The organism is Candidatus Cybelea sp., assembly GCA_036489315.1.
Classification (GTDB): Bacteria; Vulcanimicrobiota; Vulcanimicrobiia; order Vulcanimicrobiales; family Vulcanimicrobiaceae; genus Cybelea.
Map to the genome: position 1 here is coordinate 1 of DASXFZ010000055.1, position 21,106 is coordinate 21,106.

Below are 21,106 nucleotides of genomic sequence, written 5' to 3' on the forward strand. Positions count from 1 at the left end.
GGCAAGTTTGTTGAGCGGCGCGGCTTTTTCTACGAACCGACCGTCGTTTCGGACGTCGAGCCCGGAATGGCGATGTTCGAGGAAGAGGTCTTCGGGCCGGCGGCCGCCGTGATTCGCGCGAGCGGCCGCGAGCGCGCGATCTCGCTGGCAAACGACTCGCGCTTTGGGTTGGGCGCGAACATCTGGTCGCGCGACGTCGCACTCGCCGAGCAGCTCGCCGCCCGGATGGAAGCGGGCAGCGTCTTCATCAACGGGATGGTAACAAGCGATCCTCGCCTGCCGTTCGGCGGCATCAAAAAGAGCGGCTACGGCCGCGAGCTCTCCGCTTTCGGAATCCACGAGTTCGTCAACGTCCAGACCGTTTGGATCGGACCGTAACTCCGCACGCGACGCGTTAACGTCCCACGGCCGGCCTCGCGAAAGCGTGCGCTCGATTAACGCGCGTTGAGCGCGGGTATAGGCGTAGGATGAGCAAAGACACGGTTGATAAAGCGGCAGACGCCGTTAAGCACGTCGTCGACGACGTACGCGACGCAACGCACGAAGCGCGGCATCGCTCGGTTGCCGACGTCGAAAAATCGAAACGTGAAACTCTCGGTAACGAGATGACGCCTTCGGAGAAAGCGGGCTCGGTACTCAACGAAACCAAGCACCGCACGCAAGCGGAGATCGACGCCGCGAAGCGTCACGTCCGCGACGAGACCTAGGTTCGCGCCGCTACCCGGCCGGGGCTCGCTGCGCGCAGTACTCCGCGATTCGCCCGATCCCGTCGCGCACGCGCTCGATCGGTGAAACCCAGCTCAGGCGCAGCCAGCTCTCCATCTCTTTACCGAAGGCGATCCCGGGAATCGTCACAACGTCGAAACGCTCGATGAGCTCGTTTGCAGCCTCGAGCGACGACGTGTCTCCGGGAAGGCGAACGCACGCGTAAAAGCTCCCCTCCGGCTCGATGAAACGCAGACCGCTCTCTTGGAGTGCCGCAACGACCCGGTCGCGCTGCTCGCGGTACCACGGCGTGAACTCGGAGAGATTGCCGCGCGCCGAAAAGACGTCGAGCGCAACGTACTGTGAGAACGTGTCTGCACACGAGGCCAGCCACGCGTGAACTTTGGTCGCGGCTTCGATAAAATCGGCCGGTCCGAGGATCCACCCCAAGCGCAGGCCCGTCATCGAATTACTCTTGCTCAACGAGTTCACGACGATCGTCTGGGGGTAGATCTGTGCGAGGTCCGCGGCGTTCTCGACGAAGATCTGTTCGCGGTAGATCTCGTCGTGGATCAGCCAGATCCCGCTGCGCTCGAGCCGGGCGCTCAACGCCTTCGCCGACCGGCCCGAGATGAGGCGCGCCGTTGGATTGCAGGGGGAGCAGATCACGATTGCCCGCGTGCGCTCGCCGACCGCGGCGAAGATCGCCTCCGGATCGAACGCAAAATCTTCATCCTCGCGCAGCGTCGCCGTGCGAACGGGCACGCCTTCGAGCGTCGCCATCTTCACGTAGGACGGGAAGGCCGGCCCGACGACGAGCAGCTCGTCACGGCTCGGGTCGAGGAGCGTCTTCAGCGTTGCGTACATCGCCTCTTGGGAGCCGATCGTGACGCAGACGTTTTCGCGACGGTCCATCTCCGGATACGCGTAGTGCCGCGCGATCGCTTCGCGCAAGGCGGGATCGCCGGCGTTGGGCGTGTACTTCACGCCCGCTTCCCGGACGCGGTCGATCGCCAGGTGAAAGTGATCCATCCTCGGCATGATCGTGGGCTCGCCTAAGCCGAGATCGATCGAGCTCGTCCGCTTCTTCGCGGCAATCTCGCGAATGAGCGAGGCGGAAATTTCAGCGACGCGCGGGTTCACAGCCTATCCTCAGACGGCGAGCTCGTACTCGCGCAGCGCTGCGTTAAGCGAGGTTTTCAAATCGGTCGATTCGTTGCGCGTCCCGACGATCAGCGCGCAGGGCGTCCCGTACTCACCGGCGGGAAACTGCTTTGGGAGCGTCCCGGGAATCATGACGGCGCGTGCGGGAACGACTCCCTTGCTGCGAACCGGCTCGGGTTGACGCACGTCGACGATCGGCGTGCTGGCCGTCAGCACGACGCCGGCGCCGAGGACCGCCTCGCGCTCCACGCGCACGCCTTCGACCACGACGCAGCGCGAGCCGATGAAGGCACCGTCCTCGACGATCACCGGGGCGGCTTGGGGCGGCTCGAGCACGCCGCCGATTCCCACACCGCCCGAGAGGTGTACCCGCTTGCCGATCTGCGCGCACGATCCGACCGTCGCCCAGGTGTCGATCATGCTGCCGGCGTCGACGTACGCGCCGATGTTGACGTAGCCCGGCATCAAGATCACGCTGCGTCCGAGAAAGCTGCCGTAGCGCGCGACCCCCGGGGGAACGCAGCGCACCCCGAGCCGCTTATAATTCCGTTTGACGGGAAGCTTATCGTAGTAGATGAGCGCATCCCGATCGCGATTGCCGATCCACTCCACCCCCCGTCGAGCAAAGTAGAGCAGAATTGCTCGCTTAAGCCATGCGTGCGTTACCCAATCGCCGTCACGCGGCTCGGCGACGCGCAGCTCGCCCTCGTCGAGCAACTCGATGACCCGATCGACGGCGCGCCCCTCGCGGCCGCGCACGTCGCCGTCCCCGCGCGCCAGCGCCTCGATCCGCGATTGGAGTTCGTCGGTCGTCACCCGACGGTGCTACGGCACCAGGGAAGCGCGCCCCCGCCGCGCATTATCATAGCCCCACCGTGGGAAAGGAGATTTCGTGCCGAACTCGCCCGCCGACGAGCAACGAATCAACACCATCCGCTTTCTGGCCGTTGACGCCGTACAGAAAGCAAACTCCGGCCACCCGGGCATGCCGATGGGAGCCGCGGCGATGGCGTATACGCTCTGGACGCGCCATCTGCATTTCAATCCGAAAGACCCGCACTGGCTCAATCGCGACCGCTTCGTACTCTCCGCCGGTCACGGCTCGATGCTGCTCTACGCGCTGCTGTACCTCACCGGCTACGACCTGACGCTCGACGACATCAAGCACTTCCGCCAGCTCGGCAGCAAGACGCCGGGGCATCCCGAAGCCGAACGAACTCCCGGCGTCGAAGCGACGACCGGGCCGTTGGGTCAGGGCCTCGGCGACGCGGTCGGCATGGCGATCGCAGAAGCGCACATGGGCGCCGTCTACAACCGGGACGATCAAGCCATCGTCGACCACTTTACGTACTGCATCTGCGGCGACGGCGACCTGATGGAGGGCATCAGCCAAGAAGCGGTCTCGCTCGCCGGCCATCTCAAACTCGGCAAGCTGATCGTCTTCTACGACGACAACCACGTCTCGCTCGCCGGCCCTACCGACATCACGCTCACCGACGATTCGCTCGCGCGCTTCGACGCGAGCGGCTGGCACACGCAGATCGTCGGCATCGACAAGGGCAACGACGTCGCGACGATCGACCAGGCGATCACGGTTGCCAAGAACGTCACCGATCGGCCGTCGTTTATCGCGGTGCGCACCCATATCGGCTACGGCTCCCCGCGCCAAGATAACTACCTGGCGCACGGCGAGGCCCTCGGCCCCGAAAACGTTCGCAAATCAAAGGAGGAACTGGGCTGGCCGCTCGAGCCGGACTTCTACGTTCCCGACGACGTGTTGAAGTTTTTCCGTGAGACCGGCGCCAAGGGCGACGAGCTGGAAGCCCGGTGGCGGGTGACGTTCGATGCCTGGAAGACCGCCAACACCGATCTGGGTCAACAGCTCGAGCGCGCATTGCGTGGCGACCTCCCGGCCGATCTGCCCTGGCCGACGTTCAACGCCGAAAACGGCGCCGTCGCGACGCGCGACGCCGGCGGTACGGTGATGAACGCCGTCGCCCTCAGCGTTCCGGAACTCGTCGGAGGTTCGGCTGACCTCGACCCGTCGACGAAGACCTATCTCAAGAACTGCGGCGACTTCGAGCCGGGCAACTACGCCGGGCGTAACATTCACTACGGCGTGCGCGAGCACGTCATGGCTGCGGCCAGCAACGGCATCGCGCTTCATGGGGGACTGCTGCCGTTTGCGGCGACGTTCTTCAACTTCGTGGACTACTTGAAGCCGGCGTTGCGGTTGGGCTGCATTACCGGCATTCACACGATCTACGTCTTTACCCACGATTCCGTCTTTCTCGGCGAGGACGGCCCGACGCACGAGCCGATCGAACAACTTGCCACACTGCGGGCGACCCCCAACTGCTACGTCGTACGGCCGGCCGACTCGCTCGAGACCCTCGAGGCCTGGAAGCTCGCGCTTGCACGCAAGGGTGCTCCCTGGGTGCTCGTATTAACCCGCCAGAAGGTGCCGTTCCTCGGCGAGCGCGACGCCGCGGTCAGCCGCGGCGCCTACGTGCTTTCCGACGCGCTGGGCGGCAAACCGGACCTGATTGAGATCGCGACGGGCTCGGAAGTCTCGCTTGCCATGGACGCGAAGAAGATTCTCGAAGGGAAGGGCGTCCGAACCCGCGTGGTTTCGATGCCGTGCTGGGAGCTCTTCGACGCCCAGCCGCAGGCCTATCGCGACAGCGTACTGCCGCCGTCGGTCGACGCCCGGATCTCGGTTGAAGCCGCGGCGACGCTGGGGTGGTCAAAGTATGTGGGAGACCGCGGCTACGCCTTCGGCATCGACCGCTTCGGCGCGTCGGCGCCGATGGCTGAGATCGCCAAAGCATACGGATTTACACCCGAGAATCTTGCGAACGTCGCCCTCGAACATTTTGCATTCGCCGCCCGTTAGGAGAGACCGATGAAGAACCAAATCCAGCAACTGCTCGACGACGGGCAAAGCGTCTGGCTCGACAACCTTCGCCGAAGCATGTTCGCATCGGGCGAGCTCAAGCGTCTCATCGATCAGGGACTGCGCGGAATGACGAGCAACCCGACGATCTTTGAAAAAGCGATCGGCGCCGGCAACGATTACGACGAGCAGCTCGCTGCGCTGATCGGCTCGGAGAAGAATGCCGACGCCCTCTTCTGGGATCTCGCGATCCAAGATATTCAAGCCGCCTGCGACGCCTTCTCCGGCGTGCACGAATCGTCGGGCGGCAACGACGGCTTCGTTAGCCTCGAGGTCTCACCGCTGCTGGCCAACGACACGGCCGGCACGATCGCCATGGTCGAAGAGCTCTGGAACCGCGTCGACCGGCCCAACGTCATGATCAAGATCCCCGGCACGCGCGCCGGTATCCCGGCGATCGAAGAGTCGATCTATCGCGGGTACAACATCAACGTAACGCTGATCTTCTCGATCGAGATGTACGAAAAAGCGGCGATGGCCTACGTGAAGGGGCTGCAGCGCCGCGCGATCGAGGGGAAGCCCGTCGACCGCATCCGTTCCGTCAACTCGGTCTTTGTCAGCCGGATCGATACCGCCGTCGACAAGCTGCTGCAAGACAGGATCGCCAAGGGCGAAAAGCTCGACAACCTGCTCGGAAAGACCGGTATTGCGAACCTGAAGCTCACCTATCAGCAATTCAAAGAGATCTTTTCTGGTGAGGAATTCGCCCCGCTGCGCGCCAAAGGCGCGGCGGCGCAGCGCCCGCTTTGGGCTTCGACCTCGACGAAAAACCCGCACTATCCGGACCTAATGTACGTCGAGAGCGTCGTCGGTCCCGAGACGGTGAACACGATGCCGCCGGCGACCCTCGACGCGCTGCTCGATCACGGCACGATCGTCGCCGATACCGTCGAGAGCGACCTCGCGGGCGCGCGCGACGTGATGCGAGCGCTGCAAGACGCGAAGATCTCGCTCTTCGAGGTCACCCACGATTTGCAGGTCGAGGGCGTTACGCTCTTCTCAGACTCGTTCGCGGCGCTGATCGGTGCGATCGTCTACAAACAGAAGCTGCTGGAGTCGGGCGGCGCGCAGCGCGTGATGATCGCGATGGGCCCGTCTGCGGCGAGCTACGATGCAGCCATCGACCGGCTCGCTTCGGCCGACTACCTGAAGCGCCTCTGGGCACACGACGCGACGCTGTGGTCGTCGAAGCCGGAAGACGTCGCCGTCATCAAAAAGTCGCTTGGATGGCTGGATATCCAGCAGCACATGCTCGAGGAGGTTCCGGGGCTGCGCAAGTTCGCGCGCGACAGCAAGGATCAGTTCGACGCCGCAGTCGTCTGCGGCATGGGCGGGAGCTCGCTCGCGCCGGATATCCTCGCCGATACGTTCGGAGATACCCCAGGGTCCCCGAAGCTCTACGTGCTCGACTCGACCTGCCCGCAGCAGATCAAAGAGCTCGAAGAGAAGATCCCGCTCGCGCGGACGCTCTTCATCATTTCGAGCAAAAGCGGCACGACGACCGAGCCCAACGCCTTCTACGCCTACTTCCACGACAAGGTGGCAAAGCAGGTCGGGGCGAGTTCGGCCGGGCGCAACTTCGCGGCGATCACCGATCCCGGTACGACGCTCGACAAGGAGGCGCGCGAGGTCGGCTTCCGCGCCGATTTCGAGAACGATCCGAACATTGGCGGCCGCTACTCGGCGCTCTCGTTCGTCGGCATCGCGCCGTCGGCGATCGCCGGATTCAACATCAACCTGCTGCTCGATCGGGCGCTCGGCGCGATGCACGCCGACGATCGCACGGTCGAGCCGCACAGCGCACCGGGCGTGCGCTTCGGCGCGAGCATCGGCGGAGCGGCTAAGAACGGACGCGACAAGCTGACGATCGTCACGCACCCGGCGGTGAAGGCCTTCGGAGCGTGGGCCGAACAGCTGGTCGCGGAATCGACCGGGAAACTCGGGCGCGGAATCGTGCCCATCGAAGGCGAGCCGCTGGGCGAGCCCTCCGTCTACTCCGACGATCGTGTCTTCGCCTACGTCGGCTCGAACCTCCCCGACCCGGATCCCGATACCGAGGGAAAACTCAAGGCGCTCGAAGCCGCGGGGCACCCCGTCGTTCGCTTGGCGATGAACGACCCGTACGACGTCGGCGAACAGTTCTACCTATGGGAGATCGCCGTTGCCGCCGCGGGCGTCATTCTGGAGATCAACGCATTCGACCAGCCCAACGTCCAGGAGTCGAAAGATAACACCGTCGCGCTCTTAGAAGAGTACGCGCGCAACGGCAAGTTCGAAGAGCCGAAGCCAAACGTCGAAGGCGAAAACTTCGACATCACCTATCTCTCCGGCAGCACATCGATCTCGGCGCAAAACCCCACGCAGGCGCTGGCCGAGCTCTTTGCGCAGCTTCGCCCGCACGACTACAACGCAATCACCGCGTACATCGCGCGCAACGCGACCCACGCCGAACTGCTGCAAGAGCTTCGGCTGAAGATTCGTAATGCCGCGCACGTCGCAACGACGGTCGGATTCGGCCCACGCTTCCTCCATTCGACCGGACAACTCCACAAAGGCGGTCCGGATACGTGCGTCGTGCTGCAGATCACGGCCGACGATCCCGACGATCCGGCGATCCCGGGAATGAAAGTCGGCTTCCGGACGCTGCTCGCCGCGCAAGCACTCGGCGACTGGATGTCGCTGGACAAGCGCAACCGGCGCGGCGTGCGGGTGCATCTCAAGGGCACGGTCGAGCCCGCGCTGCGCGCCCTCGTCGCGGCGGCGGACGAAGCCCTAGCGGCGCGCGTCTAGGGTTATGCCCGACGATATCGCCGTAACCGCGCCGGTTACCGTCGACGGTGCCGCGGCCAATCCCTTACGCGCCGGATTGCCGGACGAGCGGATTACCAACCCATGCACCGCCGTCTTTTTCGGCGCGAGCGGCGATCTGTTCAAGCGCATGCTGCTGCCGGCCGTCTACGCGATGCGGCTGGGCGGCACGCTGCCCAGCGATTTCGCGCTGCTCGGTTTTGCGCGAACCCCGTACGACGACGACGGCTTCCGGCAATACTGTAAAGAGCAGCTCGACGAGTTCATGCCCGAGGGCCAGAAGCCGCAGGGCCCGATCTGGGATGACTTCGCCAAACGGATCGGCTACGTCACTGCCGATTTCAACGACAAGCGCCATTTCGTCATACTCAAGGAGCGCCTCGCCCAGAACGACAAAGACTTCGCGACGGCGGGCAACCACCTGTTCTATCTTGCGACGCCGCCGCCGGTCTTTCCCGAGATCATCAAGCACCTTAAAGAGGCCGGCCTCGACAAGAACGATGTCGGCTGGACGCGCGTCGTCGTCGAGAAGCCGTTCGGCACGGACCTCGAATCGGCGCGGAGACTGCAGAAGGCAATCGAGTCGGTCTTTCCCGAGAACGAGATTTACCGCATCGACCACTATCTCGGCAAGGAGCCGGTGCAGGACATCATCGCACTGCGCTTCGCGAACACGATCTTCGAACCGATCTGGAACCGAAACTACGTAGCAAACGTGCAGATCACGTCGGCCGAGTCACTCGGGGTGGAACAGCGCGGCGGCTACTACGAGAGCGCCGGCGCGCTGCGCGACATGATTCAAAATCACGTCATCAACCTGTTGGCCCTCGTCGCGATGGAGCCGCCGATCAGCGCGCACGCCGACGACATCCGCAACGAAAAGTATAAGGTGCTCTCGGCAATTCAGCCGCCGGCGCACAAGGACGTTTGGTCGGTCTCGGCACGCGGCCAGTACGGCCCCGGCGCGATCGACGGGGTGCCCGTCAAGGGCTACCGGCAAGAATCCGACGTTTCCCCCGACTCCAATACGGACACGTTCGCGGCGGTGAAGCTCTTCGTCGAGAACTGGCGCTGGGCGGGCGTGCCGTTCTATCTGCGCTCCGGCAAACGCTTGCCGCGCAAAGTCGCCGAGATCGCCGTCACGTTCCGCCCGATTCCGCATCGTTTTTACGGCGAGTCGACCGACCACATCGAACCGAACGTGCTGGTCATCAAAATCGAACCGGACGAAGGCATCTCGATGCGTTTCGAGGCGAAGGTTCCGGGGCCGAAGGAACACATCCGCAGCGTCTACATGGATTTCAGTTATGGCACCGGCTTTGGCGTGGAGTCGCCGCCCGCGTACGAGCGGCTCATCGGCGACGCAATCCAGGGCGACCAAACGCTTTTCACGCGCTGGGATGCCGTCGAGCGCGCTTGGGAGATCGTTACCCCGATCCTCGACGTCTGGCACAACACCAAAGACTTCTCGTTTCCGAACTACGCGGCCGGCAGCCAAGGACCGCCCAGCGCGCACGAGCTGTTCGGGGATTGGCGCCGGCTGTGACGCTGGCCGTCCAGACGATCCTCGACGAACTCACGCAGCTTCACCGCGAGCGCGGCAACGAAGCCAGCGCAGCCACGATGACGATCGTCGTCTTCTTTGAAGACGCGACGATCGGCTCGTTAGCGCGCGACCGCATTCACGCGCTCGCGTCGAAGCATCCGTCGCGCGTCATCGTGCTCGACGCAGCCGCGGCGCAGACGGTGCAGCGCGTGGAGCACGGAGACTGGATCGAGCTGGGCGTCAAGTCGGCGGACGCAGAGGTGGTCCGCTCGGCGGTTGCCGCGTTGCGGCTGCAAGAGGCGCCGGTCATCTTGCTGTGGATCGCTCCGGGCATCGGCGACGACGACCGCTTCTGCGAACTTTCACCCGAGGCGCAGACCATCGTCTACAACAGTTCGCTCGTGCACGAAGGCGGAGAGTCGTTGGGCGAGCTGGCCGCGTACTCGCAGCGGCACCCCGAACTCGCGCTCGCCGACATCGCCTACTTGCGGCTCGCGCCGTGGCAAGAGAGCGTCGCGATCTTTTTCGACGGCCGCGTCGAGGAGTTGGCGGAGGTGCGGCGCGTCGAGATCGCATGCGGCTCGGATCCAGAAGGTTTCTATCTGCTGGGCTGGCTGGCAAGCCGTTTGCGGTGGCGGCCGGAGAACCGCGGCGGTCTGATCGACGAGGCCGGAAATCGCATCGAGTTCGCGATCGTGCGTCAAGGCGAGCCGCGCCGAATTCAGCGCGTCGCGCTTACCGCGCAACGTGCGACTTTTGTCGCGGAGGTCGACCCGCGGGGCGAGACGATCTCGCTGAGCGTCAGCGGGCACGGGGGACAACCGCGTTACCGTGCCGTCAACAATCCGGGAATCGCGGCCCTCGTGGAGCGCGCGATTCTCTGGGGGCATAACGATCGTGTCTTCCAAGACGCGCTTGCAGCAGCGGGTGAAATCCTCGCGCGTCGAAGCCCGCAGGCATGAGCGAACGAGGCGATCTTCAAGTCTGCGCCGATAGCGCCGATCTCGCGCAGACGCTGGCAAATCTCATCGTTACAAGCGCAAACACGGCCGTCGCTAATCGTGGCGGGTTTCTTATCGCACTCTCCGGCGGCAGCACGCCCAAGGCTGCGTACGAGCTGCTCGCAGGCAACGCCCTGTGCAAGGCCGTACCCTGGGACAGGGTCTCCGTTTACTTCGGCGACGAACGCTGCGTGCCGCCGGACGACGAACGCTCGAACTACCGGATGGCGGAACGCGCGTTCCTCGACGCGGTGCCGATTCCGCACGGCAACGTTCACCGCATCCGCGGTGAGATCGACCCGGGGCTGGCCGCCAACGAGTACGCCTCCACGCTGCGCGCCAATTTCGGGAGCGCCCCGCAGCTCGACCTCATACTGCTGGGACTCGGTGAGGACGGACACACCGCCTCGCTCTTTCCGGGATCGGACCCCGACCTCGACGACGGAGCGCTCGTGCGTGCGGTCTACGCCCAAGCACAGCAGATGTGGCGCGTCACGGTCACGCCGGCCGTCATCAACGCAGCGCAGCGGGTCGTTTTTGCGGTCGAGGGTATCGCCAAAGCGCCGGTGCTGGCGGCCGTTTACGAAGGGCCGCGCGACCCGATCAAATATCCCGCGCAGATCGTCTCGCCCGCCTCGGGCGGGTTGACGTGGCTGGTCGACGAGGCCGCCGCGAGCCTGCTTCATATTTGAAGCGGGTGATCCTCACGGCCGACGATTTCGGAGCCGCGCCGGAGGTCAATGAAGCGGTGGAGCGCGCGCATCGCAACGGCGTCCTGCGGGCCGCGAGCCTGATGGTCGGCGCGCCGGCCAGCGTCGACGCCATCGAGCGCGCCCGCACGATGCCGCGCCTTGCAGTGGGCCTTCACGTCGTCCTCGTCCACGGCCGCCCGGTCTTGCCGGCGAGCAAAATACCCGATCTCGTCGACGAGCGCGGCGACTTTCAAACCGACCTGGTCAAGGCCGGAGTTCGTTTTTTCTTTCGTCCCGGAATACGCGCGCAGCTTTCGGCAGAGATTCGCGCGCAGTTCGAACGGTTCGCGCAGACGGGCCTCGCGCTCGACCACGCCGACGCGCAATCGCACATGCACGTTCACCCGACGATATTCGGTCTGATCGTCCGCATCGGCCGTGAATACGGTCTGCGCGCGGTCCGCATTCCGCGCGAGCCGGGCGGCCGCACGCGCAGCATCGCCCCGTGGCTGGCGCTGATGCGGGCGAAGGCCGCGCGCGCCGGCCTTATCTGTAACGATTACGCCTTCGGCGTGACCGAGGCCGGCGGGCTGACCGAAGAGCGGGTCTTGCAGATCCTGCGCGAGCTGCCCGACGGCGTCACCGAGATCTTCTTCCACCCGGCGGTCGGGGCGTTTGCCGGCGCCGATGCGGGAACGGAAAGCTTCCACTGGTCGGGGGAGCTTGCGGCGCTCCAGAGCCCGGCCGTACGTTCGGCGATCGAGCGCGGCGCAATCGAGAGCGTCACCTACGGCGAGCTGGCGTGCTAGGCTTCATCTTTTTGCCGGCAACCGGAATCGCGGCGATCTACCTCGCAACCGCGTGCCGCCGCCTGGTCGCGTTCGCGCGGCGCCCGTTAACGTTTTCCTGTGAATTTCTTCCGACTTTCACGATTCTGAAGCCGATCGCCGGGCTCGAGCCGGACCTGCACGAGAACCTGGCCTCGTTCTGCGATCAGGACTATCCGGGATTTTACGAGGTCGTCTTCTGCCTGCACGCGGAGAATGACCCCGCGTTGGAGGTCGTGGAGCGCATCATGCGCGAATTCCCAAACTGCCACGCGCAAATCGCGCTCGGTGAGAACGCCGATTTGATGAATCCCAAAATCGCAAATATTGCGAAGCCGGGCGTTGCCGCACGCAGCGACGTCATCGTCATCGCCGACAGCGATATACGCGTCGGGCACGACTATTTACGCGCGCTGGCTTCATCGTTCGAAAGCGCGAAGGTGGGGGCGGTCACCTGCCTCTACTCGGGGAGCCCGAGCGATACGATCGTCTCGCGGCTGGGAGCGCTTGGAATCGACGACGGCTTCGCTCCGTCGGTGCTCGTGGCACTGGCGATCGGGGAGCTGCGCTTCTGCTTGGGCGCGACGATGGCGGTCCGCCGCAGCGTACTCGAAGCGTTCGGCGGCCTAGCGGCCCTCGGGCACACGTTTGCCGACGATCACGAGCTGGGCCAATTGGTGACGAAGCAAGGGCGTGCTGTCGAGCTTTCGCGATACGTCGTCGCCACGACGATCCCGGAGACCAGACTAGTCGAGCTCTTCTCGCACGAGCTGCGCTGGGCGCGCAACGGCTTCGAGATCGCGCCCGCCGGTTATCTCTTCTCGTTTCTCGCCTACGGGCTGCCGCTGGCGATCATCTACCTCGCGGTCACGCGTAACGCGGCGATCGGTCTGCCGCTGCTCGCTGCAATCGTCGTGCTGCGCGTCACGCTGCACTATCTCGCCCGTCACGCGCTGGGCGTCAAGAGCCGCGACGACGTTTTGCTGATCCCCCTGCGCGATTTCTTGAGCCTGGGCGTCTGGGCGGCGAGCTTCTTCGGCCGCCGGCGGAGCTTCCGATGAACATGGTCGTTCCGATCGTCATCGTCGGCGGCGTCGCCGTCTGTTGGCAAGTCTTCGCCCAGACCAGAGAAGTGCCGTGGCCGTTCCGGTTTCTGCTGATCGTGCTCTACGGACTGCTCGTCGTCGCGTGGTCGATCGGCGCGTACATCCATACCGGCCCGATCGCCGTCGTGATCTTCATCCTCGGCTTCATCTTCGTGCTGGGCCTGGGGATGATCTCGAGCTCCCCCAAGCGATAGCGGGTCAGCCCTTCGAGGTTGGGCTCGGGCTCGGACTTGGCATCGGAACGGGCGAGGCACTGGCGAGCGCCTTCGTTCCGATCGTCTGAAGATCGACGTTGTTGGTCGCCAAAATCGTCCCTTGAACGCGCTGCAGTTCGATGACCGCCTTGTTGAGATCGGTCTGTGCTTGCAGCTCCCGGCCGCGAGCTTGCGCGAGTTCGGTCTGCCGCTGCAGGACGAGGAACGTCGTCGACTCCCCGGCATGGAACTTGCGAACCTCACTGGCATAAACCGACTCGGCGGATTCTCGCGACGTCCGCGCCGCATAAAGGCGCGAGAGCGCCGACTGGTAGGTTTGCAGCCCGTTGCGTGCCTCGACCGTAATGCGTTCTTCCACACCTTGAATGCCGATCGCTGCCTGGTGCTGCTCTTGTTCCGCAGACCGCTTCAAGCCCCGGGCAAAGTCGTTCTGAAGCGGAAAGTTAACCGTCAACGCAAGATTAAAGGCTGGGTAACGAAACGCCCACATATTGGCCGTCGCCTTGCCCATCTTGCCTTGTGTCTCCGGCGGCGGCGTCGGGCACATGTCATTCGGGATGAAGCTGCACGACTCTGCCTCGAAGTTGGGAACGGGTGCCAGAACGCCTGCAAAGCCGTTGCTTTGCAGTTGGACGAACAAATTCGCCTGGGGCAGCATTTGATTCTTTGCGTACGCGCGATCGAGATCGGCTTGCCGGCGGCGATCCTGCGCGGCGCGCATCTCCGGGCGGTTCTGTTCGCCGAGCGCAATAATCTGCGAAAGCTCTCCCGCCGATGGCAGCTGCTGAACCGGCGACGACGGAACCAGATTCGCGCTCCAGATCTGATCCTTTGGATTGGCTACGATCAGGCCTTTGAGTTGATTCTGCGTGTCGGAAACGGTACGCAAGGAGGCGAAAACGGCGTCCTGAAAATTTGCGACCTGCGTTTGGACCTCGGTCGCTTCGATCGGGGCCGCAGCACCTCTTCGCGCAAGACGCACGACGCTGCGCTCTTGCAAGATCGCTTCCTGCAGCGCCTCTTCCTGAATGGCGACGTTACGCCAAGCCGCCACCAGATCCCAGTAGGAGTCCTCGACTTGATTGATGAGGTTCGACGTGTCGACGAGCGTTTGCGCGGCAGACGCGTCGGCGTTGATCAGCGACAACTTCAACTCCCGCTTTGCCGCATTCATGCCGAGGTCCTTAAGCAGCGGCTGCGTCACGGATAAATTGAGAGAGGACTGATAGTATGGATTAAACGAGTTGATAATGGTGTTATTGTAGGTTCGCGTACGCGTGATGCCGGCGCTCCACAACATTCCGTTGACCGTTTGCCCTTGGACGCCGCCCTGAAAGTTGTACTGGTGCTGGAGAATGTCTCCGGGACCGTTCGTGCCGCACGTATAGGTCCTTCCGAAGAAAAAGCATCGATAGTAGCCGAAGCCGCCTGGCCCGGCGAAGAAGATGTTCTCCGGCGGCTCATCCGAAAAGTTCGACGAAGGCTGGAGATGGAGTTGAACGTCAAAAGCGCCTTTCGTCTGGGCGATGACGTACCGTGCAATCTTGTAGTTCGAGGCCGAAACGGCAAGGTTCGGGTTCTGCAAAATCGCCATCGTAATGGCGTCCTGCAGGGTTATACTAACGAACGGCTTCGCAGCGACGCCGACGATCTCGGCGCTCGGCTGCGTTGCCGGAGCACGATACGTGGGCGCAACGGCCGGTACGGCCGTCTGTGCCGACGTACGGACTACTGGGAGTGTGGCCACGAAGACCGCCACGCCCGCCACCAATACGGGAAGCTTGGGAGCTCTCACGCGATGGCGATCCTAGTTCTGCGGCAGCGCTTGCGTGCCGAGCGTTTGAAGATTCACACCGTTGATCTTGAATGTGGTTCCTTCGACACGCTGGAGCTCGGCAACCGATTCGTTAAGATCCGTCTGAGCACGGAGTTCGAGTCCCCGAGCTTGAGCCAACTGTACCTGCCGCTGCAGGACCAGGAACGTCGTCGACTCACCATTGTGGAACTTGCGGACCTCACTTGCATATACGGCTTCCGCAGACTCGCGCGCGCTGCGCGCCGCGGAGAGACGGCTCAGAGATGACTGATAGCGTTGCAGTGCGTTGCGCGCCTCGACGCCGATTCGCTCCTCGACGCCTTGCAGCAGCAGGGACGCCTGCCGCGTCTCCTCGGCAGCCGCGCCCTGCAGACCACGTGCGTACCGGTTTTGGATCGGATAATTCACGACCAACGCGATGTTGAAAGTCGGAAAGTAGCCCGCCCACATATTGTGATAGGCGAAAGCCATCTTACCTTGAGTGTTCGCCGGCGGCGTTGGACAGGCCGTTACGCCCGGCAGCTGGTCCGCGCAGATACCCAGCAGGAAGGCCGGCGTAGGTGCAAGGAGCCCGGCGAAACCGTTACTCAGGTAGAGCGCCTGCACGTCCGCCTGCGGAAGCATTTGGTTTTTCGCGAACGCTCGGTCGAGGTCGGCTTGGAGCCGTTTATCCTCCGCTTGGCGATACTCGGGACGATTGACGCGCGCCTCGGCCTCGATCGCGGCAAGGTCTCCCGGGGTCGGAAGCTCGGCGACCGCCGAAGACGGCACGAGGTTTGCTTGCCAGATCGGATCGCCCGGATCGGCAACGATCAGGCTCTTTAACTGATTCTGAAGCAGCGAAACCGTCTGAAGTGCAGCGAAGACGTTGTCCTGAAAGGTCGCCACCTGCGTCTGCGACTCGACGACGGCGATCGACGCAACTGCCCCTCGCTTCGCGAGCCGCGTCGTACTCTCTCGCTGCAGCACCGCTTGGTGCAGCGCCTCCTCTTGGATTGCAACGTTTCGCCAAGCCGCGACCAAATTCCAATAGGCGTTTTGGACCTGCGAAATGGTGTTCGATGAGTCGACTAGCGCCTGAGCAGAGGTAGCGTCTTGGTTGATAAACGCGAGCTTGAGCAGCCGCTTGCCGGCGTTCATCCCTGCATTCTTGAGCAGCGGCTGCGTTACGCCGAGATTCAGAGTCGCCAGGTAATACGGGTTATATCCGTCAAAGATCGTGTTGTTGTAGGTACGCTGCTGCTGGATTCCGGCTTGATACTGCGTACCATTTTCGGTCTGACCTCCGAGGCCGTATTGAAACGTCGATTGATGTTGAATCACATCTCCGGGACCAGTCGTGAAAACGGGTCCGGGCGTGTATCTGCCGACGTCGCCGGGGCCGGCTTCGAAGAGGTTCTCCGGCGGCGTTACCGAGTAACTCGACGAGGGTTCCAAGTGGAGCTGAACGTCGTATTGACCCTTCGCCTGCGTTATCTGGTAACGTGCGACCTTAACGTTCGAGGCCGACACCGCGAGGTTGGGGTTCTTGAGCAACGACATCGCGATCGCATCCTGCAGCGAAATATTGACGAATCGTGACTGGGTAACGCCCACGATCAGCGCGGCGCTGGGCGCGACCTGCGGCGCCGCGTATCCGGGCGCGACGCTCGGCACGACCGGCATCGCCACGGTCGGCATCGCGGTGGGAATTGTCGCGCGGGCCGGCAGCGCGTCGTCGGGCTCGGCGGAAATCCGCTGCACCGGCACGACGGCCGCAACGAGCGCGGCCAGCGCGATTCCCGCGGAAAGCGTGCGAGTTCTAAGCATTGTCATTCCTCTATGGCCACGCCGATGCGCGGCCTTCTCAGCAAGAAAACCAAGGGCATGAGGCCGATCGTAATTACCGCGACCCAGCGTGACGTATCGGCGTACGACTGCACCGCCGATTGCGCCGAGACCAGGATTCGCAGACGATCCATCGAGGCGACGTTGTGAAGGCCGCCTTGCAGCTGCACGTACCGCGCGGTCGGTAGACGATCGAGGGTTTGCGTGCTCGCGAGCTCGGTTTGATGGATCGTAAAGCCGCGCACGAGCAGGGTGATCAGGATCGCGGCCGCGACGCTCCCTCCGATCTGGCGTGAGAGGTTGAAGAAAGCCGCCGTGGCCGGTACCTCTTTATCGGGAACGCTGCCGATGACCGAGACCGAGAGCGGCACGAAGATCTGCGAGAGGCCGATGCCGCTGATGATCAGCGGTAGGATGAGCGCGTGGAAGTCCGACTCGGGCGTGGTGATGCTCCCAAGCATCCAGTTGGAGAGCGCGAGCAGAATGAAGCCGATCGCCGCCGAGATCCGCGGATCGATGAGACCGCGCTGCGTGATGATTGCAGTAAGCGGCGTAAAGAGCAGCACCGCTCCGGCGCGAATCATGACGGTCGCTCCGGAGAGCGTGGCGGTGAAACCGAGCGAGTTGATCAGATACTGCGGTAAAACGATGATGGAGCCGTAGAGACTGACGCCCAGCACCGCGCCGAGGATGCTGCCGGCTGCGACCTGGCGCATCCGCAGCACCCGCAGATCGACGATCGGAATCGTCGAGCGTAGCGTCCACCACACGAACGAAACGAGCCCGGCGACCGAAAAGAACGTAAACCAGCGGATGCGCGCGTCGTCGAACCAGTCGTACTGCTGCCCGTTCTCGAGCACGAACTGCATCGAGCCCAAGCCGACGCACATAAGGATCAGCCCGATCCAGTCGAGACGGCGGTGCTCAGGTTGCGTCGGATTGCGCAGGAAGTTCCAGATCAGCGTCGCCGCGGTGATGCCGACCGGGATGTTGATAAAGAAAATCCAGTGCCAGTTCCAGTTGTCGGTGATCCAGCCGCCGATCACCGGGCCGAGCGCCGGCCCAACGATGACGCCCAGTGCGAAAACGCCTTGTGCCTTCCCCTGCTCTTTGATTCCGTAGGTATCGCGCAGAATCGCCTGAGAGGTCGAAATCAAACCGCCGCCGCCGAGACCTTGGATCAAGCGCCAGAAGACGAGCGAGCCAAAACTGTTCGAGAAGCCGCACATCAGTGACGCGATCGTAAAGATAACGATCGAAGCGAAGAAGTACTGTCGCCGCCCGAAGCGTGCGGCGAACCATGGATTGAGCGGAATTACGACGACGTTGGCGATCAGGTAGGCCGTTACGACCCAGGCACCGAGATCGACGCCGACGCCGAAGTTACCCTGGATGTTCGGCAGCGAGACGTTGACGATCGTGACGTCGATGATTTCGAGCAGCGTCGCCGTAATCACGGCAATGCTGATGATGACCCGCCGCCACCCGTGCTCGACGACAGGGCTTTCGTAGGTGCTCCGCATCATGGCTTTTTACTTCACGCGGACGTATGTCTCGACGCTCATGCCGGGGCGTAGCGGATAGTCGGCGGGCGGATTGTCGACCTCGACACGCACGGGTATACGTTGCGTCACCTTCACGAAGTTGCCGCTCGCGTTCTGCGCCGGCACCAAGGCGTAGGTATTTTCCGAAGCTGGGTTGATGGAGGCGACGTGGCCGTGGAACGTCAGGCCGCGATAGGCGTCGACTTTTATATCCACGGGCTGGCCGACTCGCATCTTGCCCATCTGAGTTTCTTTGTAGTTTGCGGTGATGTAGATCTTGTGCGGTACGATCGTCAGCAGCGTGATGCCGGCGCCGACCGTCTGCCCGACTTCCGCGCTCTTCTCACCGATGTAGCCATCGGTCGAAGCGTAGATGTGGGTGTAGTTGAGATTCTGCTTGGCGAGGTTGAGCTGCGCCTTTGCGGCTTCGACTTGGCTGGGATCGGAGGCTTGGGCGAGTTTACCCTGTGCCGTTGTGAGGCCGCCGGAGGCCTCTGCGACGCCGGCCTGCGCTGCCGAGACGCGGCTCTGCGCGGCATAGACCGCCGCCTCCGCGACGTTGACCTGATCCTGCGCGCCCCGCAGCTGCGCCGCCGCGCCTGCGCTCTGGGCGCGGGCCGCGTCGAGCGTCTGCGAAGCCACGTCGCCGGTGCTTACCAGCGACTGCGCACGATCGAGATCGGCCTGCGCTTTATCGTAGGATTGGCGCGCGGCGGGGACCTGCGCCTGTGCGGCGCGCAGCTGCGCCGTCGCCTGTTCCACGCCGGCCTGGGCCGCCGGGACCTGCGCTTGCACGTTGCCAATCGCGCCGCTCGCCTGCGCCACGGCGCCCTGCCCCTGGGTGGTCGTCGCGTGCTGGTTTGCGACCGCGAGGTCGTACTGCGCTTGCGCCGCGCGCAACCGCGCGATCTCGTCCTTGTTGTCGAGAACGATCAGGAGCTGCCCGCGATGGACCTGCTGGTTCGTATCGACCAAGATCTGGTTGATGCGCTCGGGGATCTTACTCGTGACCGCAACCTCGTCGGCGGCGACGTGCGCGTCGTCGGTGCCTTCGTGCGAAAGCATGAAGTTCAACCACGGCAGACCCCAGATCAAGGCGACGGCAATCACGACGACCGCGCCGATGATGAAGAATATCCGCTTGCGCGGCCGCCCCCGCGACTCGCCGGCGTCGTCGGCGCGAACCTCTTGGGGCGCGGCCCTTCCGGTGCCGTTCCCCTTGCGTTCGATCGTCTTTTGCTGATCAGCTTCTCTCGTATCCATTTTACGAGTTCTTTACCCCATTGAGAAAAACGTCGATATAAAAACGCAGCGCGTTATCCGGGTCCCCGCCGTGGAGCGGCGAACCGGGAAACTTCTTTCGCCCGAGCGCATGCATGAACACCAGGCCCAAAAATACCATCGCGAGCTTCTGCGGCTCGCCTCGCAGTTCGCCGCCCTCGATACGGCGCTTCATGAACTCCGTCAGCACGGCGAGGATTGCGAGCTGCGGCCGCCAGGCCGTCTCGGCAAAGATATCTTGTTCGTACTCCTGCTCGACCAGCGACCAGCGAATCATATCGCCGAGCGCGACGAAACGAGCGAACATCAGGCGCGCGAGCGCCAGCAAGTCCTGCGCAAGGTCGCCGCTGCGCGTTGCGGCAGCGCCGGCGAGTTCGAGGTGTCCGCAAAAGTGCTGCGCGCAGGCGACCAGCAGCGATTCCTTGGTTCCAAAGTGACGAAAGAGGGTCGCTTCGTTGACGCCGGCGACGTCGGCGATCTCGCGCGTGGTCGCCCCGCGCTTGCCCTTGCGGCCGATCACTTCACGCGTCGCGACGAGGATGCGCTCGCGCGTCTCTTCCGGCGAGGCCGAACGGCCGAGATCTAGTTTGCGGGTCTCGATCATTGCGGCACTTTAGAGCCGAGGCGCACCGGGACGTTCGTCTGGTAGACGCCGTACGCGGCGTCGGCGACCGCGCGCACGTGCGGGATCGCAATCGTCGCGTGCTGCTGCGAGAGGACGACGTAGCTATTCTCGATGCGATACTGCTGCGACATCGTGATCTTGCCGCCGCTGGTGTAGTACCACTCCATTCGCACGAGCACCCAGCTTTCGGTGTCGACGTAGGCCAGCGTGTGATCGAGAATGTCGCTGTGAATCTTCTTGGTCAGGCGCAAGACGACCGTCGGGCGGCCGTTGAGCAGCGTCGTCCCCTCCGTAGAGACGTATTGGTCGCGCTGCCAGGCCAGCGGGTTGCCGACGTCGTTGAAGAGCGTCCCGAAATTGCGCGCGTATCCGGGCATTCGGTCGAAGACGACGACGTAGAGGTTCGGCCGCTTATAATACGAGGTTCCGTCGAGCTTCGGGGCCAGATACGGAAAGCTGAGCATGCGCACGTCGACGTGGACGCGCGATTTGTAGCTCTGCAGGGTAGGGTTGCGATCGGCCAGGCGCTGGATCACCGCCCGAGCATCGAGCGGGGCCCCGGCGCCCTCGCTGCCCGCAGAAAGGGCTGGAGCCGTGCCGAGCAGTACGGCAGCGATGAGCGCGAACGGCAGCGATCTCACCATCTACACCGCCTCTCCTTCGAGTGAAAAGACACGGTCCAGCCCGGTCGCGGAAAGCGTACGGAGCACTTCGGGGTTGGTCGATCGCAGCGCCAGGTCGCCCCCGATGGAGCGGACGCGCCGCAGCAGGGAGATCACCTCGCGGACGCCGCCCGAATCGAGCCGGTCGAGCTTGTCGAGATCGAGAACGACGCGGTCGGCGCCGTCCTCTTGGATAGCCGCGAGCACCTCGGCCTCAAGGGCCGCATAGACCCCAGGCCGGTACTCGATAAGAACGGAATTCGTGCTCAGCCCTGTACTCCTCACCGGTAAATTAGCATTGCAAGTGGGTACTTGCACGCAGATGCTATCA

At 63.6% G+C, this 21,106-nt stretch carries 19 protein-coding genes; 10 read left to right on the forward strand and 9 right to left on the reverse strand.

Annotated elements, in window-relative coordinates:
* Window positions 1-378, forward strand: a 378-nt coding sequence (locus VGG51_11690) for an aldehyde dehydrogenase family protein (GenBank protein HEY1883690.1), incomplete at its 5' end; no start/stop codon positions are given.
* Window positions 379-467: 89 nt separating this feature from the next.
* Window positions 468-707, forward strand: a complete 240-nt coding sequence (locus VGG51_11695) for a hypothetical protein (GenBank protein HEY1883691.1) — start codon at window positions 468-470, stop codon at window positions 705-707.
* A 10-nt stretch (window positions 708-717) separates the two neighbouring features.
* Here VGG51_11695 and VGG51_11700 read toward each other — a convergent pair whose 3' ends face one another.
* A complete protein-coding gene (locus tag VGG51_11700) occupies window positions 718-1,848 on the reverse strand; it encodes a pyridoxal phosphate-dependent aminotransferase (GenBank protein HEY1883692.1) in 1,131 nt (376 codons plus the stop codon).
* Window positions 1,849-1,857: 9 nt separating this feature from the next.
* A complete protein-coding gene (locus VGG51_11705) occupies window positions 1,858-2,685 on the reverse strand; it encodes a 2,3,4,5-tetrahydropyridine-2,6-dicarboxylate N-succinyltransferase (GenBank protein ID HEY1883693.1) in 828 nt (275 codons plus the stop codon).
* A 76-nt stretch (window positions 2,686-2,761) separates the two neighbouring features.
* Here VGG51_11705 and tkt point away from each other — a divergent pair, with 76 nt between their 5' ends.
* The 8 genes from tkt to VGG51_11745 are packed head-to-tail and all read left to right on the forward strand — an operon-like array spanning window position 2,762 to window position 12,999.
* Complete coding sequence (gene tkt, locus VGG51_11710) at window positions 2,762-4,765, forward strand: transketolase (GenBank protein HEY1883694.1); 2,004 nt, start codon at window positions 2,762-2,764, stop codon at window positions 4,763-4,765.
* A gap of 9 nt (window positions 4,766-4,774) precedes the next feature.
* Complete coding sequence (locus VGG51_11715; protein HEY1883695.1) at window positions 4,775-7,615, forward strand: bifunctional transaldolase/phosoglucose isomerase; 2,841 nt, start codon at window positions 4,775-4,777, stop codon at window positions 7,613-7,615.
* Window positions 7,616-7,619: 4 nt separating this feature from the next.
* Window positions 7,620-9,179: a glucose-6-phosphate dehydrogenase gene (gene zwf / locus VGG51_11720; GenBank protein ID HEY1883696.1), complete on the forward strand. Its 1,560-nt coding sequence runs from the start codon at window positions 7,620-7,622 to the stop codon at window positions 9,177-9,179.
* Complete coding sequence (locus tag VGG51_11725; protein HEY1883697.1) at window positions 9,176-10,141, forward strand: glucose-6-phosphate dehydrogenase assembly protein OpcA; 966 nt, start codon at window positions 9,176-9,178, stop codon at window positions 10,139-10,141. The genes zwf and VGG51_11725 overlap by 4 nt, the downstream gene beginning before the upstream one ends.
* Window positions 10,138-10,872 carry a 6-phosphogluconolactonase gene (gene pgl / locus VGG51_11730; GenBank protein HEY1883698.1) on the forward strand — a complete coding sequence of 245 codons (735 nt, stop codon included), beginning with the start codon at window positions 10,138-10,140 and terminating at the stop codon, window positions 10,870-10,872. The genes VGG51_11725 and pgl overlap by 4 nt, the downstream gene beginning before the upstream one ends.
* Window positions 10,873-10,877: 5 nt before the next feature.
* Complete coding sequence (hpnK, locus tag VGG51_11735; GenBank protein ID HEY1883699.1) at window positions 10,878-11,681, forward strand: hopanoid biosynthesis-associated protein HpnK; 804 nt, start codon at window positions 10,878-10,880, stop codon at window positions 11,679-11,681.
* Window positions 11,675-12,760, forward strand: a complete 1,086-nt coding sequence (hpnI, locus tag VGG51_11740) for a bacteriohopanetetrol glucosamine biosynthesis glycosyltransferase HpnI (GenBank protein ID HEY1883700.1) — start codon at window positions 11,675-11,677, stop codon at window positions 12,758-12,760. The genes hpnK and hpnI overlap by 7 nt, the downstream gene beginning before the upstream one ends.
* A complete protein-coding gene (locus tag VGG51_11745) occupies window positions 12,757-12,999 on the forward strand; it encodes a hypothetical protein (GenBank protein ID HEY1883701.1) in 243 nt (80 codons plus the stop codon). The genes hpnI and VGG51_11745 overlap by 4 nt, the downstream gene beginning before the upstream one ends.
* 4 nt (window positions 13,000-13,003) lie before the next feature.
* On the opposite strand, the gene VGG51_11750 is transcribed toward VGG51_11745, so the two are convergent.
* The 7 genes from VGG51_11750 to VGG51_11780 are packed head-to-tail and all read right to left on the reverse strand — an operon-like array spanning window position 13,004 to window position 21,060.
* Window positions 13,004-14,815 (reverse strand): TolC family protein, encoded by a 1,812-nt coding sequence (locus tag VGG51_11750; protein HEY1883702.1) that lies wholly within the window; start codon window positions 14,813-14,815, stop codon window positions 13,004-13,006.
* A 12-nt stretch (window positions 14,816-14,827) separates the two neighbouring features.
* The gene (locus tag VGG51_11755) at window positions 14,828-16,645 is read right to left on the reverse strand and encodes a TolC family protein (GenBank protein ID HEY1883703.1); all 1,818 of its coding nucleotides are present in this window, start codon (window positions 16,643-16,645) and stop codon (window positions 14,828-14,830) included.
* A gap of 2 nt (window positions 16,646-16,647) precedes the next feature.
* Window positions 16,648-18,189 (reverse strand): DHA2 family efflux MFS transporter permease subunit, encoded by a 1,542-nt coding sequence (locus VGG51_11760; GenBank protein ID HEY1883704.1) that lies wholly within the window; start codon window positions 18,187-18,189, stop codon window positions 16,648-16,650.
* A 6-nt stretch (window positions 18,190-18,195) separates the two neighbouring features.
* A complete protein-coding gene (locus VGG51_11765) occupies window positions 18,196-19,470 on the reverse strand; it encodes an HlyD family secretion protein (protein HEY1883705.1) in 1,275 nt (424 codons plus the stop codon).
* Window position 19,471: 1 nt separating this feature from the next.
* Window positions 19,472-20,092, reverse strand: a complete 621-nt coding sequence (locus VGG51_11770; protein HEY1883706.1) for a TetR/AcrR family transcriptional regulator — start codon at window positions 20,090-20,092, stop codon at window positions 19,472-19,474.
* Window positions 20,089-20,757: a hypothetical protein gene (locus VGG51_11775; GenBank protein HEY1883707.1), complete on the reverse strand. Its 669-nt coding sequence runs from the start codon at window positions 20,755-20,757 to the stop codon at window positions 20,089-20,091. The genes VGG51_11770 and VGG51_11775 overlap by 4 nt, the downstream gene beginning before the upstream one ends.
* The gene (locus VGG51_11780; GenBank protein ID HEY1883708.1) at window positions 20,758-21,060 is read right to left on the reverse strand and encodes an STAS domain-containing protein; all 303 of its coding nucleotides are present in this window, start codon (window positions 21,058-21,060) and stop codon (window positions 20,758-20,760) included.
* Window positions 21,061-21,106: the final 46 nt, after the last annotated feature.

Excerpts from the sequence above, each read along its gene's own strand:
- VGG51_11695 (HEY1883691.1), top strand. The coding sequence starts at position 468 with ATGAGCAAAGACACGGTTGATAAAGCGGCAGACGCCGTTAAGCACGTC.
- VGG51_11745 (HEY1883701.1), top strand. The coding sequence starts at position 12,757 with ATGAACATGGTCGTTCCGATCGTCATCGTCGGCGGCGTCGCCGTCTGT.
- zwf (HEY1883696.1), top strand. The coding sequence starts at position 7,620 with ATGCCCGACGATATCGCCGTAACCGCGCCGGTTACCGTCGACGGTGCC.
- VGG51_11760 (HEY1883704.1), bottom strand. The coding sequence starts at position 18,189 with ATGATGCGGAGCACCTACGAAAGCCCTGTCGTCGAGCACGGGTGGCGG.
- VGG51_11755 (HEY1883703.1), bottom strand. The coding sequence starts at position 16,645 with ATGCTTAGAACTCGCACGCTTTCCGCGGGAATCGCGCTGGCCGCGCTC.
- pgl (HEY1883698.1), top strand. The coding sequence starts at position 10,138 with ATGAGCGAACGAGGCGATCTTCAAGTCTGCGCCGATAGCGCCGATCTC.
- VGG51_11770 (HEY1883706.1), bottom strand. The coding sequence starts at position 20,092 with ATGATCGAGACCCGCAAACTAGATCTCGGCCGTTCGGCCTCGCCGGAA.
- VGG51_11765 (HEY1883705.1), bottom strand. The coding sequence starts at position 19,470 with ATGGATACGAGAGAAGCTGATCAGCAAAAGACGATCGAACGCAAGGGG.
- VGG51_11775 (HEY1883707.1), bottom strand. The coding sequence starts at position 20,757 with ATGGTGAGATCGCTGCCGTTCGCGCTCATCGCTGCCGTACTGCTCGGC.
- VGG51_11715 (HEY1883695.1), top strand. The coding sequence starts at position 4,775 with ATGAAGAACCAAATCCAGCAACTGCTCGACGACGGGCAAAGCGTCTGG.